Source organism: Evtepia sp. (assembly GCF_034090835.1).
In the GTDB taxonomy this organism is placed as follows: domain Bacteria; phylum Bacillota; class Clostridia; order Oscillospirales; family Oscillospiraceae; genus Evtepia.
In genome coordinates, this window is the sequence record NZ_JAXDRS010000005.1 from 1 (window position 1) to 13,321 (window position 13,321).

Below are 13,321 nucleotides of genomic sequence, written 5' to 3' on the forward strand. Positions count from 1 at the left end.
ATCAAATATACTGACGAGGTCATCCGCCGCAAGGAAGGCAAGACCGGCGTGAAGAAGTAAGAAAGAGGTGTGCCTAAATGATTAAGAGACCCGATACTAACGCTCAGCGTCAGAAGCGTCATACTCGCGTTCGCGGCAAAGTCTCCGGCACATCCGAGAGACCCCGTCTGAACGTGTTCCGCAGCGGAACCAACATCTACGCCCAGATCATTGACGATACGAAGGGCGTGACCCTGGTGTCCGCATCCTCCCTGGAAAAGGGATTTGAGGGCGCCGGCAACAACTGCGAGGCTGCTGCCAAGGTGGGCGAAGCCATCGGCCAGCGTGCCAAGGACAAGGGCATCGACACTGTGGTCTTCGACCGCGGCGGTTACCTGTACCACGGCCGTGTGAAGGCCCTGGCAGAGGGCGCCCGTAAGGCCGGCCTGGAATTTTAATGGGAGGAGGAAACGAAAATGCCTAGATTTGAAAGAGAACCCAGCGAGTACGTGGAAAAAGTCGTTTCCCTGAACCGTGTCTCCAAGACCGTCAAGGGCGGCCGTGTGATGAAGTTCTCCGCTCTGGTCGTCGTCGGCGACGAGAAGGGCAAGGTCGGTTTCGGCCTGGGCAAGGCTGCTGAGGTCCCCGAGGCAATCCGCAAGGGCCTGGAAGCCGCCAAGAAGAACATGTTCACCATCACCCTGTCCGGTACCACCATCCCCCACGAGGTGATCGGTGAGTTCGGCGCCGGCCGCGTGCTGATGAAGCCCGCTGCCCCCGGTACCGGCGTCATCGCCGGCGGCCCCGTGCGTGCCGTGCTGGAAGCTGCCGGAATCAAAGATATTCGTACCAAGTGCCTGCGCTCCAACAACCCCCAGAACGTGGTCTCCGCCACCATGGAGGGCCTGAAGTCCCTGCGCGGTCCTGAGGCTGTAGCCCGGATCCGTGGCAAGAGCGTGGAAGAGATCGTGGGCTAAGGAGGGCTTTGAACAATGGCTAATCTGAACATTAAGCTCGTCAAGAGCCTCAACGGCCGGATCGCTAAGCACAAGGCCACCGCAGCAGCCCTCGGCCTGCGCAAGATCGGCGACACCACCGTGCAGCCCGACAACGCTGCCACCCGGGGCAAGATCGCCCACATTGGTTACCTGCTGAAGGTGACCGAGGAACAGTAAGGAGGTGCGCGACATGAAACTGCATGAACTTTCTCCCGTTCCTGGTTCCAACCCCAAGGCCTATCGTAAGGGCCGCGGCAACGGTTCCGGTAATGGTAAGACCGCCGGCCGCGGCCAGAAGGGCCAGTGGGCTCGTTCCGGCGGCGGCGTCCGCGTGGGCTTTGAAGGCGGTCAGATGCCTCTGGCTCGTCGTATCCCCAAGAGAGGCTTCAACAACATCTTTGCAAAGCCCCTCGAAGCCGTGAACGTTTCCGTTCTGGAAAAGTTTGAGGATGGCGCTGTGGTCACCGCCAACGATCTGCTGGACAAGGGCATCCTGTCCAAGTGTGAGTATGGCGTGAAGATCCTCGGCGAAGGCAGCCTGACCAAAAAGCTGACCGTGCAGGCCAGCGCTTTCTCCGCCTCCGCAAAGGCAAAAATTGAAGAGGCAGGCGGGAAGGCTGAGGTGGTCTGATGTTTAAGACCATCCGCAGCGCGTGGAAGCTGCCGGAGCTGCGTCGTAAGCTCCTGTTTGTTGTTTTCGCTCTGCTGATCTACCGGGTCGGCGCTGCCATCCCGGTGCCTTATATCAACACCGAGTACCTGCAAAGCTATATCGCTGCCCATTCGGGCACCATCTTTGGACTGCTGAACACCCTGAGTGGTTCGGCTCTGTCCAGGGCAACGCTGTTCGCGCTGTCCATCCAGCCGTATATCAACGCCTCCATCATCATCCAGCTGCTGACCATTGCCATCCCGGCTCTGGAGCGGCTGGCCAAGGACGGCGGCGAGGACGGCAAGAAGAAGATCCAGTCCATTACCCGTTACACCACGCTGGGCATCGGCCTGCTGCAGGGCTTCGGTTACTACACCCTGATCCGCAGCTACGGCCTGCTGAACAATGAGAGCGTCTGGGCCGCCATCGTCATCGTGATGTCCTTCACCGCTGGCGCTGTGTTCCTGATGTGGCTCGGCGAGCAGATCACCGAGTTCGGTGTGGGCAATGGTATCTCCATCATCTTGTTCACCGGTATCGTTTCCCGGATCCCTGCCATGATCATGACCTTGTCCACCGGCCTGAAAAACTGGATGGCACACCTGGACATGAGCGGCTGGACCGAGGAGCAGATCAAGAACACCGTCGTGCTGAACCCCGGCCTGGTGGTGCTCATGGTGATCGGGATGCTGGCCCTGGTGGTCTTCATCGTCTTTATCACCAACTCTGAGCGCAAGGTTCCCGTTCAGTACGCCAAGCGCGTGGTGGGCCGGAAGATGTACGGTGGTCAGTCCACCCACATCCCCATCAAGGTCAACCTCAGCGGCGTGCTGCCCATCATCTTTGCGCAGTCCATTGCAATGATCCCTGCCACCATCGGCATGTTCGTGCCCTCCTCTCAGCAGGAGGGGACCGCTTGGAACACCTTCCTCACGGTCTTTAACTCCACGAGCGCTCTGTACGCAGTGATCTATTTCCTGCTGATCATCATGTTCAGCTACTTCTACGCTACCATCCAGTTTAACCCTGTGGAGGTAGCCAACAACCTGAAGAAGAACGGCGGCTTTATTCCGGGCTTCCGCCCCGGCCGTCCTACGGCTGAGTTCCTGACCAAGGTACTCTCCCGTCTGACCTTCTTCGGCGCCATTTACCTGGGTATCGTAGCCATCCTGCCCATTATTACCGAGAACATCACCGGGATCGTGAACATGTCCATCGGCGGCACCTCCGTCATCATCGTGGTCGGCGTCGCTCTGGAGACGGTCAAAATGATCGAGGCACAGATGCTCATGCGGCACTATAAGGGCTTCCTGGAATAAGAGGTATCATACTATGAAACTGATTCTGTTAGGCCCTCCGGGTGCTGGCAAAGGCACCCAGGCAGAGATCCTTTGTAAAAAGCTCAACATTCCCACCATTTCCACCGGCAACATCCTGCGGGCCGCCGTGAAGAACGGCACCCCCGTGGGTCTGAAGGCCAAGGAGTATATGGACGCCGGCAAGCTGGTCCCCGATGAAGTGATCATCGGCGTGATCTCCGAGCGTCTGGCCGAGGCAGACTGCCAGAAGGGCTTTATCCTGGACGGCGTGCCCCGCACCATTCCCCAGGCCGAGGCCCTGGAAAAGGCAGGGATCACCTTTGACGCCGTCGTCTCCCTGGAGATCTCCGACGATGAGATCGTAGATCGTATGGGCGGACGCCGTGTCTGCGCCTCCTGCGGTGCACCTTACCATGTGAAGAACCTGCCTCCGAAAGTGGAGGGTGTGTGCGACGCCTGCGGCGGCAAGCTGGAGGCCCGGGCTGATGATAAGCCTGAGGTCGTCCGCGACCGCCTGAAGGTCTACCACAAGGAGACCGCACCTCTGAAAGATTTCTACGCAGAGAGAAACCTGCTCAAAACCGTAGACAACCAGCCGACAGTGGCTGAAACAACTGCTGCGATTCTGAAGGCACTGGGGCTTTAACCATGATTTCCTTAAAGTCACCCAGAGATATTGAGGGGATGCGCCGCGCAGGACAAATTACCGCGGCGGCCCGCGAGCTGGCGGGCAATATGGTACGTCCTGGCGTAACCACTCTTGAAATAGATACCGCAGTTCGGAAATTCATCGAAAGCCAGGGCGCGAAGCCCTCTTTCCTGGGCTACGGGGGTTTCCCCGGCTCGGCCTGTATTTCGGTGAACGATGAAGTCATCCACGGGATCCCCAGCAAGCTGGTCCTGCAGGAAGGCGACATCGTCAGTGTGGATGTAGGCGCCTATATCGGCGGCTTCCACGGTGACTGCGCGGGCACCTATGCCTGCGGAAAGATCAGCGACGAGGCAGCGAGACTGATCGCTGTGACGGAGCAGTCTTTCTGGGAGGGTATGAAGTACGCCCGCTTCGGTTATCGTGTCTCCGATATTTCCCACGCCGTGCAGAAGTACGTGGAAGACAACGGCTTCTCGGTGGTGCGGGATTACGTCGGTCACGGCGTAGGAGCCAATCTGCACGAATCCCCGGAAGTTCCCAATTACGGCAAACCCGGCCATGGTCCCCGGCTCGCTCCCGGAATGACCATCGCGGTGGAGCCCATGGTGAACCAAGGGGACTGGCGAGTCAAAGTGATGCGCGACGGCTGGACGGTAAGAACGGCCGACGGCTCCCTGGCCGCCCACTATGAGAACTCAATCCTCATCACAAAGGGGGATCCTGAGATCCTGACCCGCGTGGGGGATCTGCGCCCATGACGTTTCTGCCTGGAGACGTTGTGCGGTCGGCTGCCGGCCACGACAGGGGAGACCTCTTCCTGGTATGCCGGGCGGAGGGCGACTTCCTCTGGCTGGCAGACGGCAAGCGCAGAAAAATTGAGACTCCCAAGAAAAAACGGCGAAAGCACGTTGTTTCCACGGGGGTCTGGACGCACCCGGCCATCGACTGCCTGCGAAACGGCGAGCCGGTGCTGGACAGTGAAATCAGGAGGGCGCTGGCCGCTCTCCAGAATAGGTTCAGTGAGACCAAGGAGGTATGACGCTTGGCAAAAAGCGACATGATCGAGCTGGAGGGGACTGTTGTTGAGGCCCTGCCCAACACCACGTTCCGGGTCGATATCGGAAACGACCATGTGATTCTGGCTCATATTTCCGGAAAGCTCAGGATGAATTTCATCCGTATTCTGCCGGGCGACAAGGTAACGGTCCAGATTTCCCCGTATGATCTGACACGGGGTCGGATCACCTGGCGTAGCAAATCCACCAAGTAAAGCAACAGGCTTACAGGAGGTAGAAAATCATGAAAGTAAGACCGTCCGTCAAGCCCATGTGCGAAAAGTGCAAGATCATCAAGCGCAAGGGCAAAGTTATGGTCATTTGCGAAAACCCGAAGCATAAGCAGAGACAAGGTTAATAAGGAGGCGCTGAAGAAGTATGGCAAGAATTTCCGGCGTTGACCTGCCGAAGAATAAAAGAATCGAGATCGCCCTCACCTATATCTACGGGATCGGTCGCACCAGCGCCAACAAGATCCTGGCAGCAACGGGCATCAACCCCGACACCCGCGTGAAGGACCTCACCGAGCAGGATGAGGCCGCACTGCGCGAGGTCATCGGCCGCGACTACATGGTCGAAGGCGACCTGCGCCGCGACGTGGCAATGGACGTCAAGCGCCTGACCGAGATCGGCTGCTACAGAGGCCTGCGCCACCGCAAGGGCCTGCCCGTCCGTGGCCAGCGCAGCAAGACCAACGCTCGTACCCGCAAGGGTCCCAAGCGTACCGTCGCGAACAAGAAGAAGTAAGGGAGGGAAGAATCGTTATGGCTAACCCCAAGAAGAAGGTCGTCAGAAGACGCCGTGAGCGCAAGAACATTGAGAAGGGCGCCGTCCATATCCGCTCTTCCTTCAACAACACCATGGTGACCGTGACCGACACCAACGGCAACGCCCTGTCCTGGGCTTCCGCCGGTGGCCTGGGCTTCCGCGGTTCCAGAAAGTCCACCCCCTACGCTGCACAGACCGCCGCCGAGACCGCCGCAAAGGCTGCCATCGAGGCTTGCGGCCTGAAGAGCGTGGAAGTGTACGTGAAGGGCCCCGGTTCCGGCCGTGAGGCTGCCATCCGTGCCCTGCAGGCGGTGGGTCTGGAAGTCACCATGATCAAGGACGTGACTCCCATTCCTCACAACGGATGCCGTCCCCCCAAGAGACGCCGCGTCTGATCGAAGGAAAGGAGAAAAACAACTATGGCAAAGAATACACAGCCGATCGCCAAGCGCTGCAAGGCGCTGGGTATTTCTCCTACCGTTATGGGTTACAGCAAGAAGGAGACCAACCGTAACCCCGGCGGTCAGATGAGAAAGAAAAAGAGCGAGTATGCTCTGCAGCTGACGGAGAAGCAGAAGGTCAAGTTCGTCTATGGCATTCTGGAGAAGCAGTTCCGTGCTTACTATGAGAAGGCATCCCGTATGCCCGGTAAGACCGGTGAAAACCTGCTGGTCCTGGTGGAGCGCCGCCTGGACAACGCAGTGTACCGCCTGGGCTTCGCCATGACCCGCCGCGAGGCTCGTCAGCTGGTGAACCACGGCCACTTCACCGTGAACGGCCGGAGAGTGAACATCCCCTCCTTCCTGGTGAAGCCCGGTGACGTGATCGAAGTTGCCGAGAAGAGCCGTTCCTCCGTGAAGTTCAAGAGACTGACCGGTGAAGACGCCGTGATGGTGACCCTTCCCCAGTGGCTGGAGCGGGAAAAGAACAGCCTGAAGGGTACTGTGACCAAGATGCCCGCCCGTGAGGACATTGACATGCCCATCGAGGAACACCTCATCGTCGAGTTGTACTCCAAGTAATAAGCTACCCTCGGCAGGAAAACGGAATGACGATACGGCGGATCAAAGGTCCGCCGACGTAAGAAGGAGGGTAACAAATGGTAGAAATCGAAAAGCCGCGCATCGAATGCATCGAGAAGCCTGGAGACAACTCCTACGGGAAGTGCATTGTCGAGCCTTTGGAGCGCGGCTATGGCACCACGTTAGGCAACTCTCTTCGCCGGATTCTGCTGTCCTCTCTGCCCGGCACCGCAGTCACCAGCATCAAGATTGCAGGCGTTCAGCATGAGTTCAGCTCGATCCCCGGTGTGAAAGAGGATGTGACAGAAATTGTCCTGAACGTAAAGGGGATTGTTGCCAAGCTGTATAGCGAAGGCACGAAGACGGTGTATATTGAGGCATCGGGAGAGGGCCTTGTCACTGCCGGCGATATCAAAGCCGACAGCGAGGTGGAGATTCTCAACCCTGAGCATCCCATTGCCACCCTCGGTCCGGAGGCAGTTCTGAACATGGAGCTGACCTTGTCTCACGGCAGAGGTTACGTTCCCGCCGATCGGAACAAGACGCCTCAGACGGTCATCGGGGTGATTCCTGTTGACTCTGTCTATACGCCGGTGAAGAAGGTCAACTACACCGTGGAGAACACCCGCGTGAAGGATCTGACCGACTTCGACAAGCTGACGCTGGAAGTTTGGACCAACGGAACCATTGCAGCTCGGGATGCCGTATCCCTGGGCGCCCGCATCCTTTGTGACCACTTTATGCTCTTCACCGATCTCAGCGAAACCATGGGCAACAAGTCCACGGTGGTGGAAAAGTCTCCCGACATCCGCGATAAGGTGCTGGAGATGACCATCGAAGAGCTGGATCTGTCGGTGAGAAGCTTTAACTGCCTGAAACGTGCCAACATCAACACTGTGGAGGACCTCATTTCCAAGACAGAGGATGAAATGATGAAGGTACGTAATCTGGGGCGGAAGTCTCTGGAAGAAGTTATTAACAAACTGGCCATGATGGGCTTGTCCCTGGCCAGCGAAGACAATTGACCTGAGGTTCGGGGGAGACCGAACCATCAAAACCGAAGGGAGTTGAACCAACATGTCCGGTAACCGTAAGCTTGGCAAGCGGACCGATCAGCGGAAAGCCATGCTGAGAGCCATGGTGACCTATCTGCTGGAGAATGGCCAGATCAAGACCACTCTGTCCCGCGCAAAAGAAGTGGCTCCTCTGGCAGAGAAGATGATCACTCTGTCCAAGAAGAATGACCTGGCAGCTTATCGTCAGGCTCTGGCCTTCATCACCAAGGAGGATGTTGCTCACAAGCTGTTCACTGAGGTGAACCAGAAGTATATGAACCGCGACGGCGGTTACACCCGGATCGTACGCATGGGCCCCCGCCGGGGCGATGCTGCCGAGATGGCAATCATCCAGCTGGTGTAATACAACGGAATACCTGACAGCAGTCTCTGCTGTGGGAGAAAATCGGGCAGTCTTTGACTGCCCGATTTTTGTATGCCGAGAGGGAAGCCCTCTTTTTCTTTCCTGCGGTTTGTGGTACAATAACTTATTACTGAGTGAATTTAAGGGGAATGCGTCTCCCCAAGCAAGGAAGTGAACCTATGAAGCTGCTGGTAATCGACGGAAATTCTATTGTAAACCGTGCCTTCTTTGGGATGCATCCCCTGACCAATGGAGAGGGGTTTCCCACCCACGCCATCTACGGCTTTCTGAACATCCTGCGCAGGATGGAGGAAGAGGTGGACCCGGATGGACTGTGCGTGACGTTTGATCGGAAGGAGCCCACCTTCCGTCACCTGGCCTACGAGGGGTATAAAGCCCAGCGAAAGAAGATGCCGGAGGACCTGGCGGTGCAGATCCCTGTGCTGAAACAGGTGTTGGACGCCATGAATATTCCCTGCTATGAGTTGGCCGGCTGGGAGGCAGACGACCTCATTGGTACCATCTCCCGCCGATGCGAAGCCGCCGGCTGGGACTGCCGGGTGGCCACAGGGGATAAGGACTCCCTTCAGCTCATTACAGACCATACCTATATTGAGCTGGTGACCACCCGGATGGGTAAGACCACCACCAAGGAGATGGACCCGGGGACCTTCCAGGAGGTCTACGGTTTTGCTCCTCCCCAGATGGTGGATTTGAAAGCCCTTATGGGGGACAGCTCGGATAACATCCCCGGGGTGCCTGGGGTGGGAGAAAAGACTGCCATGGCTCTGCTCCATGAGAATGGGACGCTGGAGACCATCTATCGCCGGCTGGAAGACGAGACCTTGAACGCCAAGCCAGGGGTCAAGAAAAAACTCACCGAGGGACGGGAGAGTGCATTCCAGTCTTATGATCTGTGTACCATCCACTGCGACGCCCCCATGGACTTCACCCCGGAGGAAACCATTCGGAAGCCGGTGAATGCCGTCCTTCTGCGGGAACTCTTCCTTCAGCTGGAGTTTCATAAGCTGCTCAGCCAGATGGGGCTGGATGGGGTCGAGACCCAGCAGGGGGAGCAGCATGGACAGTGCATTGCTTGTACATTAGAGGAAGTGAAGGAGCGGAGCAGAGCAGAGGACCTTCTGAGCCAGTGGAAGGAGCAGACCGTTGCTGTGCTGACGCTGCCTGATCTGTCGGTGTTGACCGTATGCTGGGGAGACCAGGCGGTTCTGGTGACGGAGAAGGATTTCCCGGACTATGATTGGTTCTTGCGGGCCTTTTTTGTGCCGGAGATTGCAAAGTTGGGGTATCACTGTAAGGATACCATGAGCCAGGCCCTGAAACGGGGCTTCCAGGCAGAGGGATTCTGCTTTGATGGGGCCATTGCAGCCTATCTGCTGTCGCCCACCGACGGCAGCTATGACTTGGATAAAGTAGGTGCCAAGTATTTTGGAGAGAGCTTTCCTTCCGTGAAGGACTATCTGGGTTCCAAAGCCTGGAACAGTGAGGAGAGCCGGAAACAGGCCATGGAGTCTATGGCCCGGCACGGTGCCTTGGTCCAGGCGCTGTACCAAATCCTTCCGGGCAAGCTGGAAACGTTTGGATTGACAGAAGTTTATGAGAAAATTGAGCTTCCCCTTTGTCCTGTTCTGGCTGCCATGGAGCAGGCAGGCATGCTGGTGGACCAGCAGGCGCTGGAAGCTTTTGGCCAGGTACTGAAAGAGGGGATCACCCGCCTGCAAGCCCAGGTCTATGAGCAGGCAGGGGAGGAGTTTAACCTGAACTCTACCCAGCAGCTGGGGCACATCCTCTTTGAGAAGCTGGGACTTCCGCCGGTGAAGAAAACCAAGACTGGATATTCCACCAGCGCAGAGGTGTTGGAAAAGCTCCGGCTATCTCATCCCATCATTGACAGCATCCTGGGGTATCGCCAGCTGACCAAGCTGAACTCCACCTATGTGGAGGGGCTGGCCAAAGTGATCGGGGAAGATGGGCGCATTCATACCTCCTTCCAGAATACCGTTACCGCTACAGGACGGTTGTCTTCCACGGAGCCCAACCTGCAAAATATTCCGATTCGCACGGAACTGGGTGCGGAGATCCGGAAGATGTTCATTGCCCGCCCCGGCTGGACCCTGGTGGACGCAGACTATTCCCAGATCGAACTGCGTCTGCTGGCCCACATGGCGAAGGACGAGAAGATGATCGAGAGCTTCCGTTCCGGGGAAGACATTCACGCCCATACGGCCTCTCAGGTGTTTGGAGTGCCGGTGGAGGAGGTCACACCGGAACTGCGCCGCCGAGCCAAGGCGGTGAACTTTGGCATTGTGTATGGCATTTCCGGGTTTTCCCTGGCCCAGGACATTGGGGTGACCCGGCGGGAGGCAGACGAGTATATGGAGCGCTATCTGGCCACCTTCTCCGGGGTTCGGACCTATATGTATGAGGTGAAGAAGCGGGCCAAGGAGGATGGATATGTATCCACCTTAATGGGACGCCGCCGCTGGCTGCCGGAGCTGCAATCCTCCAACTATAATCTGCGCTCCTTTGGAGAGCGGGTGGCCCTGAACATGCCCATTCAGGGAACCGCAGCGGATGTGATGAAGCTGGCCATGATCCGGGTGTTCCGTCGGTTGGAGGAAGAAGGGCTGCAGGCCCGGCTGATCCTTCAGGTCCACGACGAACTGATCGTAGAGTGCCCGCTGGAAGAGGAGGCACGGGTCAAGACACTGCTGGTGGAAGAGATGGAGGGTGCGGGAGATTTCCTGGTTCCCCTCCTGACCGACGTAGGGTCCGGCCGCAGCTGGGCAGAGGCAAAAGACTGAGGGCACATAAGAAGGGAGCGCAGAATGGAATATCAATTGGTACCAATGGACCGGTCCCATCTGGCAGGTGTGGCAGAGTTGGAACGGATGTGCTTTACTACGCCTTGGAACGAGGCCATGCTGGAGGAAGAACTGTATAACGATACAGCGTCCTTTATTGTGGCAGAAGGGGAAGACGGTTCTGTGCTGGGATACGCCGGCCTTCATGTGATTCTCGACGAGGGCTATATTGATAACGTGGCAGTGCGGCCTTCCTGCCGTCGGCAGGGGATCGCAGACCGTCTGCTGGATGTATTCTGCCGGTTTGGACAGGCGCATCTGGCGTTTCTTACCCTGGAGGTCCGGCCTTCCAACACAGCGGCGGTTGCGCTGTATGAGAAGAATGGATTCCGGGAAGCAGGCCGCCGGAAGGATTACTATGAGAATCCCCGGGAGGATGCCCTTTTGCTCACCAGGGAGTTTCAACGATGAAGCTGCGGGCATTGAGTTTGGAAGAGCTGGCATGGCTGCACCAGACGGAACTGACGGAGGCCTTTCCTCCTTCGGAGCTGAAGCCCTATGCCGCCATGGAAAAGCTCTGTCAGGCTGGGGCCTACCGGCCTGTGGGTGCCTTTGAAGGGGAAACCCTGGTGGGATACGCCCTGTTGTGGGAAGATCCAGACCAGCGATATGTGCTGGTGGATTACCTGGGCGTGACGGCTGCCCGGCGGAATCAGGGACTGGGCGGTGAGATCCTTCGCCTGTTGTCCCAGACGTTTTCCAACTGGGATGGCATTATCATCGAGTCGGAAGCGCCGGAAGGCGGGCCGGAGGATGCCATCCGGCGGCGCCGGATCGAGTTTTACCGGCGCAATGGCTATACCTTCCTGGGATATGACTGTATGCTCTTTGGGGTGCATTATAAAGTGTGCCTTCATTCCCCCAACGGAGAGGGGACCGAAGCCGGTGCAATGGCCAGCCATCAGGCTTTGTATCGGTCCCAATTTACCCAGTGGGCTTATGATCGCTATATTCAGATTCCCCGTGACCCGGCAAAACCATTGGAGCCGCCGGAGTCCTGGGCGGAGCAGACAACGCTGCCCGGGATGGAAGAATAGAAAGGATGGAACATCATGATAATTCTTGCAGTAGAATCCTCCTGCGATGAGACTGCGGTGGCACTGGTCAAAGATGGCCGAACGGTTTTGGCAGATTGTATTGCGTCTTCCGTAGAGATGCATAAAATCTACGGAGGCGTTGTGCCGGAGATTGCTTCCCGCAAACATATTGAAGTGATTTCCTCCCTGGCGGATGAGGCGCTGCGTCAGGCGGGGTTAGAGCGAAAGGATATTGACGCGGTAGCGGTCACCTATGCCCCCGGACTCATCGGCGCGGTGTTGGTGGGGGTGAGCTTTGCCAAGTCGGTCGCCTATGCCCTTGGTGTGCCTCTCATCCCGGTGCACCATGTACGGGGACACATTGCGGCCAACTACCTGGCCTATCCGGAACTGGAGCCCCCCTTTTTGTGTCTGTGTGTGTCCGGTGGGACCTCTCTCATTGTGGATGTGAAGGGTTATACAGAAATGGAAATTATGGGCGCCACCCGGGACGACGCAGCAGGGGAGTGCTTTGATAAGATTGCCCGTGTGCTGGGGTTAGGCTATCCCGGCGGCGGCCCTCTGGACCGGGCAGCCCAGGGAGGGGATGACCAGCGGTTTACCCTTCCCAGGGTTCATATTCCCGACGCTCCTCTGGACATGTCTTTTTCCGGATTAAAGACGGCCATGCTGAATCTCATCCATAAGGCAGAGCAGAAGGGAGAGACCTTGCCCCTCTCGGACCTGTCAGCTTCTTTCTCCGGCGCAGTCAGCGATGAGCTGGTTCCCCGGACCATTGCAGCGGCTCGGGAGAAGGGCTATGGAAAGGTTGCCGTGGTAGGCGGCGTGGCCGCCAACTCCAGAATTCGCCGGGATCTGGAAACCGCCTGTGAAAAGGAAGGGTGGAGCCTCTATCTGCCGCCTCTGAAACTGTGTGGAGATAACGGCGCTATGATCGGCAGCCAGGCCTACTATGAGTATCTGGCTGGGACTCGCGGAGGAACCGACTTGAACGCCTATGCCAACCGGGACATTTCCCAAGGATAATAAAGGACAGGTGTGCGCAAATTGTGCACACTGTGTGGATAAGTAAGTGGACAATGTGAATAACTCTTTGTAGAATTTTTGGCCAATATACGGAAAGAACCGGGCAAAACCATTGAGAAATAGGGGTTTTGCCCGGTTATACCATGTGTATAGTAATTTGTGATTGACGCAGATGAAATTCCGTGGTATAATAATTGCCACGGGTTTGCTTGAAAGATACCCTTGCTGGAGTGGCTCAGTCGGTAGAGCAGCTGATTCGTAATCAGCAGGTCGTCGGTTCAAGTCCGATCTCCAGCTCCAACACCGTACACCAAAACTGGTGTACGGTGTTTTTTCTCTTGACAAGGGATGAGAACCTTTTATAATGAAAGGGAAGAAGCTGAAAATTTGTCATAGGGGGGCTGACGCAAGTTGGCTGAGAGTGGGTGTATTGCCACCCTGACCCAGGAACCTGATCCGGATAATGCCGGCGTAGGAACTGTGTAGAGGAGACTCCCCCGTGACGGTTG

At 57.2% G+C, this 13,321-nt stretch carries 19 protein-coding genes, 1 tRNA gene and 1 riboswitch; all 20 genes read left to right on the forward strand.

The features are described from left to right. Window positions 1-77: 77 nt before the first annotated feature. The 20 genes from rplR (at window position 78) to SOR61_RS00600 (ending at window position 13,112) form a co-directional block, all read left to right on the forward strand. Window positions 78-437: a 50S ribosomal protein L18 gene (gene rplR / locus SOR61_RS00505; protein ID WP_320610752.1), complete on the forward strand. Its 360-nt coding sequence runs from the start codon at window positions 78-80 to the stop codon at window positions 435-437. 18 nt (window positions 438-455) lie between these two features. Then, window positions 456-956, forward strand: a complete 501-nt coding sequence (gene rpsE / locus SOR61_RS00510) for a 30S ribosomal protein S5 (RefSeq protein ID WP_320610753.1) — start codon at window positions 456-458, stop codon at window positions 954-956. A 15-nt stretch (window positions 957-971) separates the two neighbouring features. Beyond that, window positions 972-1,154: a 50S ribosomal protein L30 gene (rpmD, locus tag SOR61_RS00515; RefSeq protein ID WP_320610754.1), complete on the forward strand. Its 183-nt coding sequence runs from the start codon at window positions 972-974 to the stop codon at window positions 1,152-1,154. Between the two features lie 13 nt (window positions 1,155-1,167). Beyond that, entirely contained in the window at window positions 1,168-1,608 is a 441-nt protein-coding gene (rplO, locus tag SOR61_RS00520) for a 50S ribosomal protein L15 (protein WP_320610755.1), read from the forward strand. Beyond that, a complete protein-coding gene (gene secY / locus SOR61_RS00525) occupies window positions 1,608-2,948 on the forward strand; it encodes a preprotein translocase subunit SecY (RefSeq protein WP_320610756.1) in 1,341 nt (446 codons plus the stop codon). The genes rplO and secY overlap by 1 nt, the downstream gene beginning before the upstream one ends. Before the next feature lie 13 nt (window positions 2,949-2,961). Beyond that, window positions 2,962-3,594, forward strand: a complete 633-nt coding sequence (locus SOR61_RS00530) for an adenylate kinase (RefSeq protein WP_320610757.1) — start codon at window positions 2,962-2,964, stop codon at window positions 3,592-3,594. 2 nt (window positions 3,595-3,596) lie between these two features. Next, window positions 3,597-4,358 (forward strand): type I methionyl aminopeptidase, encoded by a 762-nt coding sequence (map, locus tag SOR61_RS00535; RefSeq protein ID WP_320610758.1) that lies wholly within the window; start codon window positions 3,597-3,599, stop codon window positions 4,356-4,358. After that, a complete protein-coding gene (locus tag SOR61_RS00540; RefSeq protein ID WP_320610759.1) occupies window positions 4,355-4,639 on the forward strand; it encodes a KOW domain-containing RNA-binding protein in 285 nt (94 codons plus the stop codon). Before map ends, SOR61_RS00540 begins: the two co-directional genes overlap by 4 nt. 3 nt (window positions 4,640-4,642) lie before the next feature. Beyond that, a complete protein-coding gene (infA, locus tag SOR61_RS00545) occupies window positions 4,643-4,870 on the forward strand; it encodes a translation initiation factor IF-1 (protein ID WP_320610760.1) in 228 nt (75 codons plus the stop codon). A 29-nt stretch (window positions 4,871-4,899) separates the two neighbouring features. Then, the gene (gene rpmJ, locus SOR61_RS00550) at window positions 4,900-5,013 is read left to right on the forward strand and encodes a 50S ribosomal protein L36 (protein WP_006573428.1); all 114 of its coding nucleotides are present in this window, start codon (window positions 4,900-4,902) and stop codon (window positions 5,011-5,013) included. Between the two features lie 20 nt (window positions 5,014-5,033). Then, window positions 5,034-5,402 carry a 30S ribosomal protein S13 gene (gene rpsM, locus SOR61_RS00555; RefSeq protein WP_320610761.1) on the forward strand — a complete coding sequence of 123 codons (369 nt, stop codon included), beginning with the start codon at window positions 5,034-5,036 and terminating at the stop codon, window positions 5,400-5,402. Window positions 5,403-5,419: 17 nt separating this feature from the next. Then, the gene (gene rpsK, locus SOR61_RS00560) at window positions 5,420-5,818 is read left to right on the forward strand and encodes a 30S ribosomal protein S11 (protein ID WP_021918811.1); all 399 of its coding nucleotides are present in this window, start codon (window positions 5,420-5,422) and stop codon (window positions 5,816-5,818) included. 24 nt (window positions 5,819-5,842) lie between these two features. After that, a complete protein-coding gene (gene rpsD, locus SOR61_RS00565; RefSeq protein ID WP_320610762.1) occupies window positions 5,843-6,445 on the forward strand; it encodes a 30S ribosomal protein S4 in 603 nt (200 codons plus the stop codon). A gap of 77 nt (window positions 6,446-6,522) precedes the next feature. After that, a complete protein-coding gene (locus SOR61_RS00570; protein ID WP_320610763.1) occupies window positions 6,523-7,470 on the forward strand; it encodes a DNA-directed RNA polymerase subunit alpha in 948 nt (315 codons plus the stop codon). A 52-nt stretch (window positions 7,471-7,522) separates the two neighbouring features. Beyond that, the gene (gene rplQ, locus SOR61_RS00575; protein WP_320610764.1) at window positions 7,523-7,864 is read left to right on the forward strand and encodes a 50S ribosomal protein L17; all 342 of its coding nucleotides are present in this window, start codon (window positions 7,523-7,525) and stop codon (window positions 7,862-7,864) included. 179 nt (window positions 7,865-8,043) lie between these two features. Next, window positions 8,044-10,689: a DNA polymerase I gene (polA, locus tag SOR61_RS00580; protein ID WP_320610765.1), complete on the forward strand. Its 2,646-nt coding sequence runs from the start codon at window positions 8,044-8,046 to the stop codon at window positions 10,687-10,689. 24 nt (window positions 10,690-10,713) lie between these two features. Beyond that, entirely contained in the window at window positions 10,714-11,160 is a 447-nt protein-coding gene (rimI, locus tag SOR61_RS00585) for a ribosomal protein S18-alanine N-acetyltransferase (protein WP_320610766.1), read from the forward strand. Beyond that, window positions 11,157-11,786: a GNAT family N-acetyltransferase gene (locus tag SOR61_RS00590; RefSeq protein ID WP_320610767.1), complete on the forward strand. Its 630-nt coding sequence runs from the start codon at window positions 11,157-11,159 to the stop codon at window positions 11,784-11,786. Before rimI ends, SOR61_RS00590 begins: the two co-directional genes overlap by 4 nt. Window positions 11,787-11,801: 15 nt before the next feature. Beyond that, window positions 11,802-12,812, forward strand: coding sequence for a tRNA (adenosine(37)-N6)-threonylcarbamoyltransferase complex transferase subunit TsaD (gene tsaD, locus SOR61_RS00595; RefSeq protein WP_320610768.1), 1,011 nt, complete (start codon window positions 11,802-11,804; stop codon window positions 12,810-12,812). A gap of 224 nt (window positions 12,813-13,036) precedes the next feature. Continuing rightward, window positions 13,037-13,112 (forward strand) — tRNA-Thr (locus SOR61_RS00600). 85 nt (window positions 13,113-13,197) lie between these two features. Then, a riboswitch (TPP riboswitch) is annotated at window positions 13,198-13,308 on the forward strand. The last annotated feature ends 13 nt before the right edge of the window (window positions 13,309-13,321 follow it).

Coding starts and splice junctions, on each gene's coding strand:
- rplR (WP_320610752.1), top strand. CDS start 78: ATGATTAAGAGACCCGATACTAACGCTCAGCGTCAGAAGCGTCATACT.
- rpsE (WP_320610753.1), top strand. CDS start 456: ATGCCTAGATTTGAAAGAGAACCCAGCGAGTACGTGGAAAAAGTCGTT.
- rpmD (WP_320610754.1), top strand. CDS start 972: ATGGCTAATCTGAACATTAAGCTCGTCAAGAGCCTCAACGGCCGGATC.
- rplO (WP_320610755.1), top strand. CDS start 1,168: ATGAAACTGCATGAACTTTCTCCCGTTCCTGGTTCCAACCCCAAGGCC.
- secY (WP_320610756.1), top strand. CDS start 1,608: ATGTTTAAGACCATCCGCAGCGCGTGGAAGCTGCCGGAGCTGCGTCGT.
- SOR61_RS00530 (WP_320610757.1), top strand. CDS start 2,962: ATGAAACTGATTCTGTTAGGCCCTCCGGGTGCTGGCAAAGGCACCCAG.
- map (WP_320610758.1), top strand. CDS start 3,597: ATGATTTCCTTAAAGTCACCCAGAGATATTGAGGGGATGCGCCGCGCA.
- SOR61_RS00540 (WP_320610759.1), top strand. CDS start 4,355: ATGACGTTTCTGCCTGGAGACGTTGTGCGGTCGGCTGCCGGCCACGAC.
- rpmJ (WP_006573428.1), top strand. CDS start 4,900: ATGAAAGTAAGACCGTCCGTCAAGCCCATGTGCGAAAAGTGCAAGATC.
- rpsM (WP_320610761.1), top strand. CDS start 5,034: ATGGCAAGAATTTCCGGCGTTGACCTGCCGAAGAATAAAAGAATCGAG.
- rpsK (WP_021918811.1), top strand. CDS start 5,420: ATGGCTAACCCCAAGAAGAAGGTCGTCAGAAGACGCCGTGAGCGCAAG.
- rpsD (WP_320610762.1), top strand. CDS start 5,843: ATGGCAAAGAATACACAGCCGATCGCCAAGCGCTGCAAGGCGCTGGGT.
- SOR61_RS00570 (WP_320610763.1), top strand. CDS start 6,523: ATGGTAGAAATCGAAAAGCCGCGCATCGAATGCATCGAGAAGCCTGGA.
- rplQ (WP_320610764.1), top strand. CDS start 7,523: ATGTCCGGTAACCGTAAGCTTGGCAAGCGGACCGATCAGCGGAAAGCC.
- polA (WP_320610765.1), top strand. CDS start 8,044: ATGAAGCTGCTGGTAATCGACGGAAATTCTATTGTAAACCGTGCCTTC.
- rimI (WP_320610766.1), top strand. CDS start 10,714: ATGGAATATCAATTGGTACCAATGGACCGGTCCCATCTGGCAGGTGTG.
- SOR61_RS00590 (WP_320610767.1), top strand. CDS start 11,157: ATGAAGCTGCGGGCATTGAGTTTGGAAGAGCTGGCATGGCTGCACCAG.
- tsaD (WP_320610768.1), top strand. CDS start 11,802: ATGATAATTCTTGCAGTAGAATCCTCCTGCGATGAGACTGCGGTGGCA.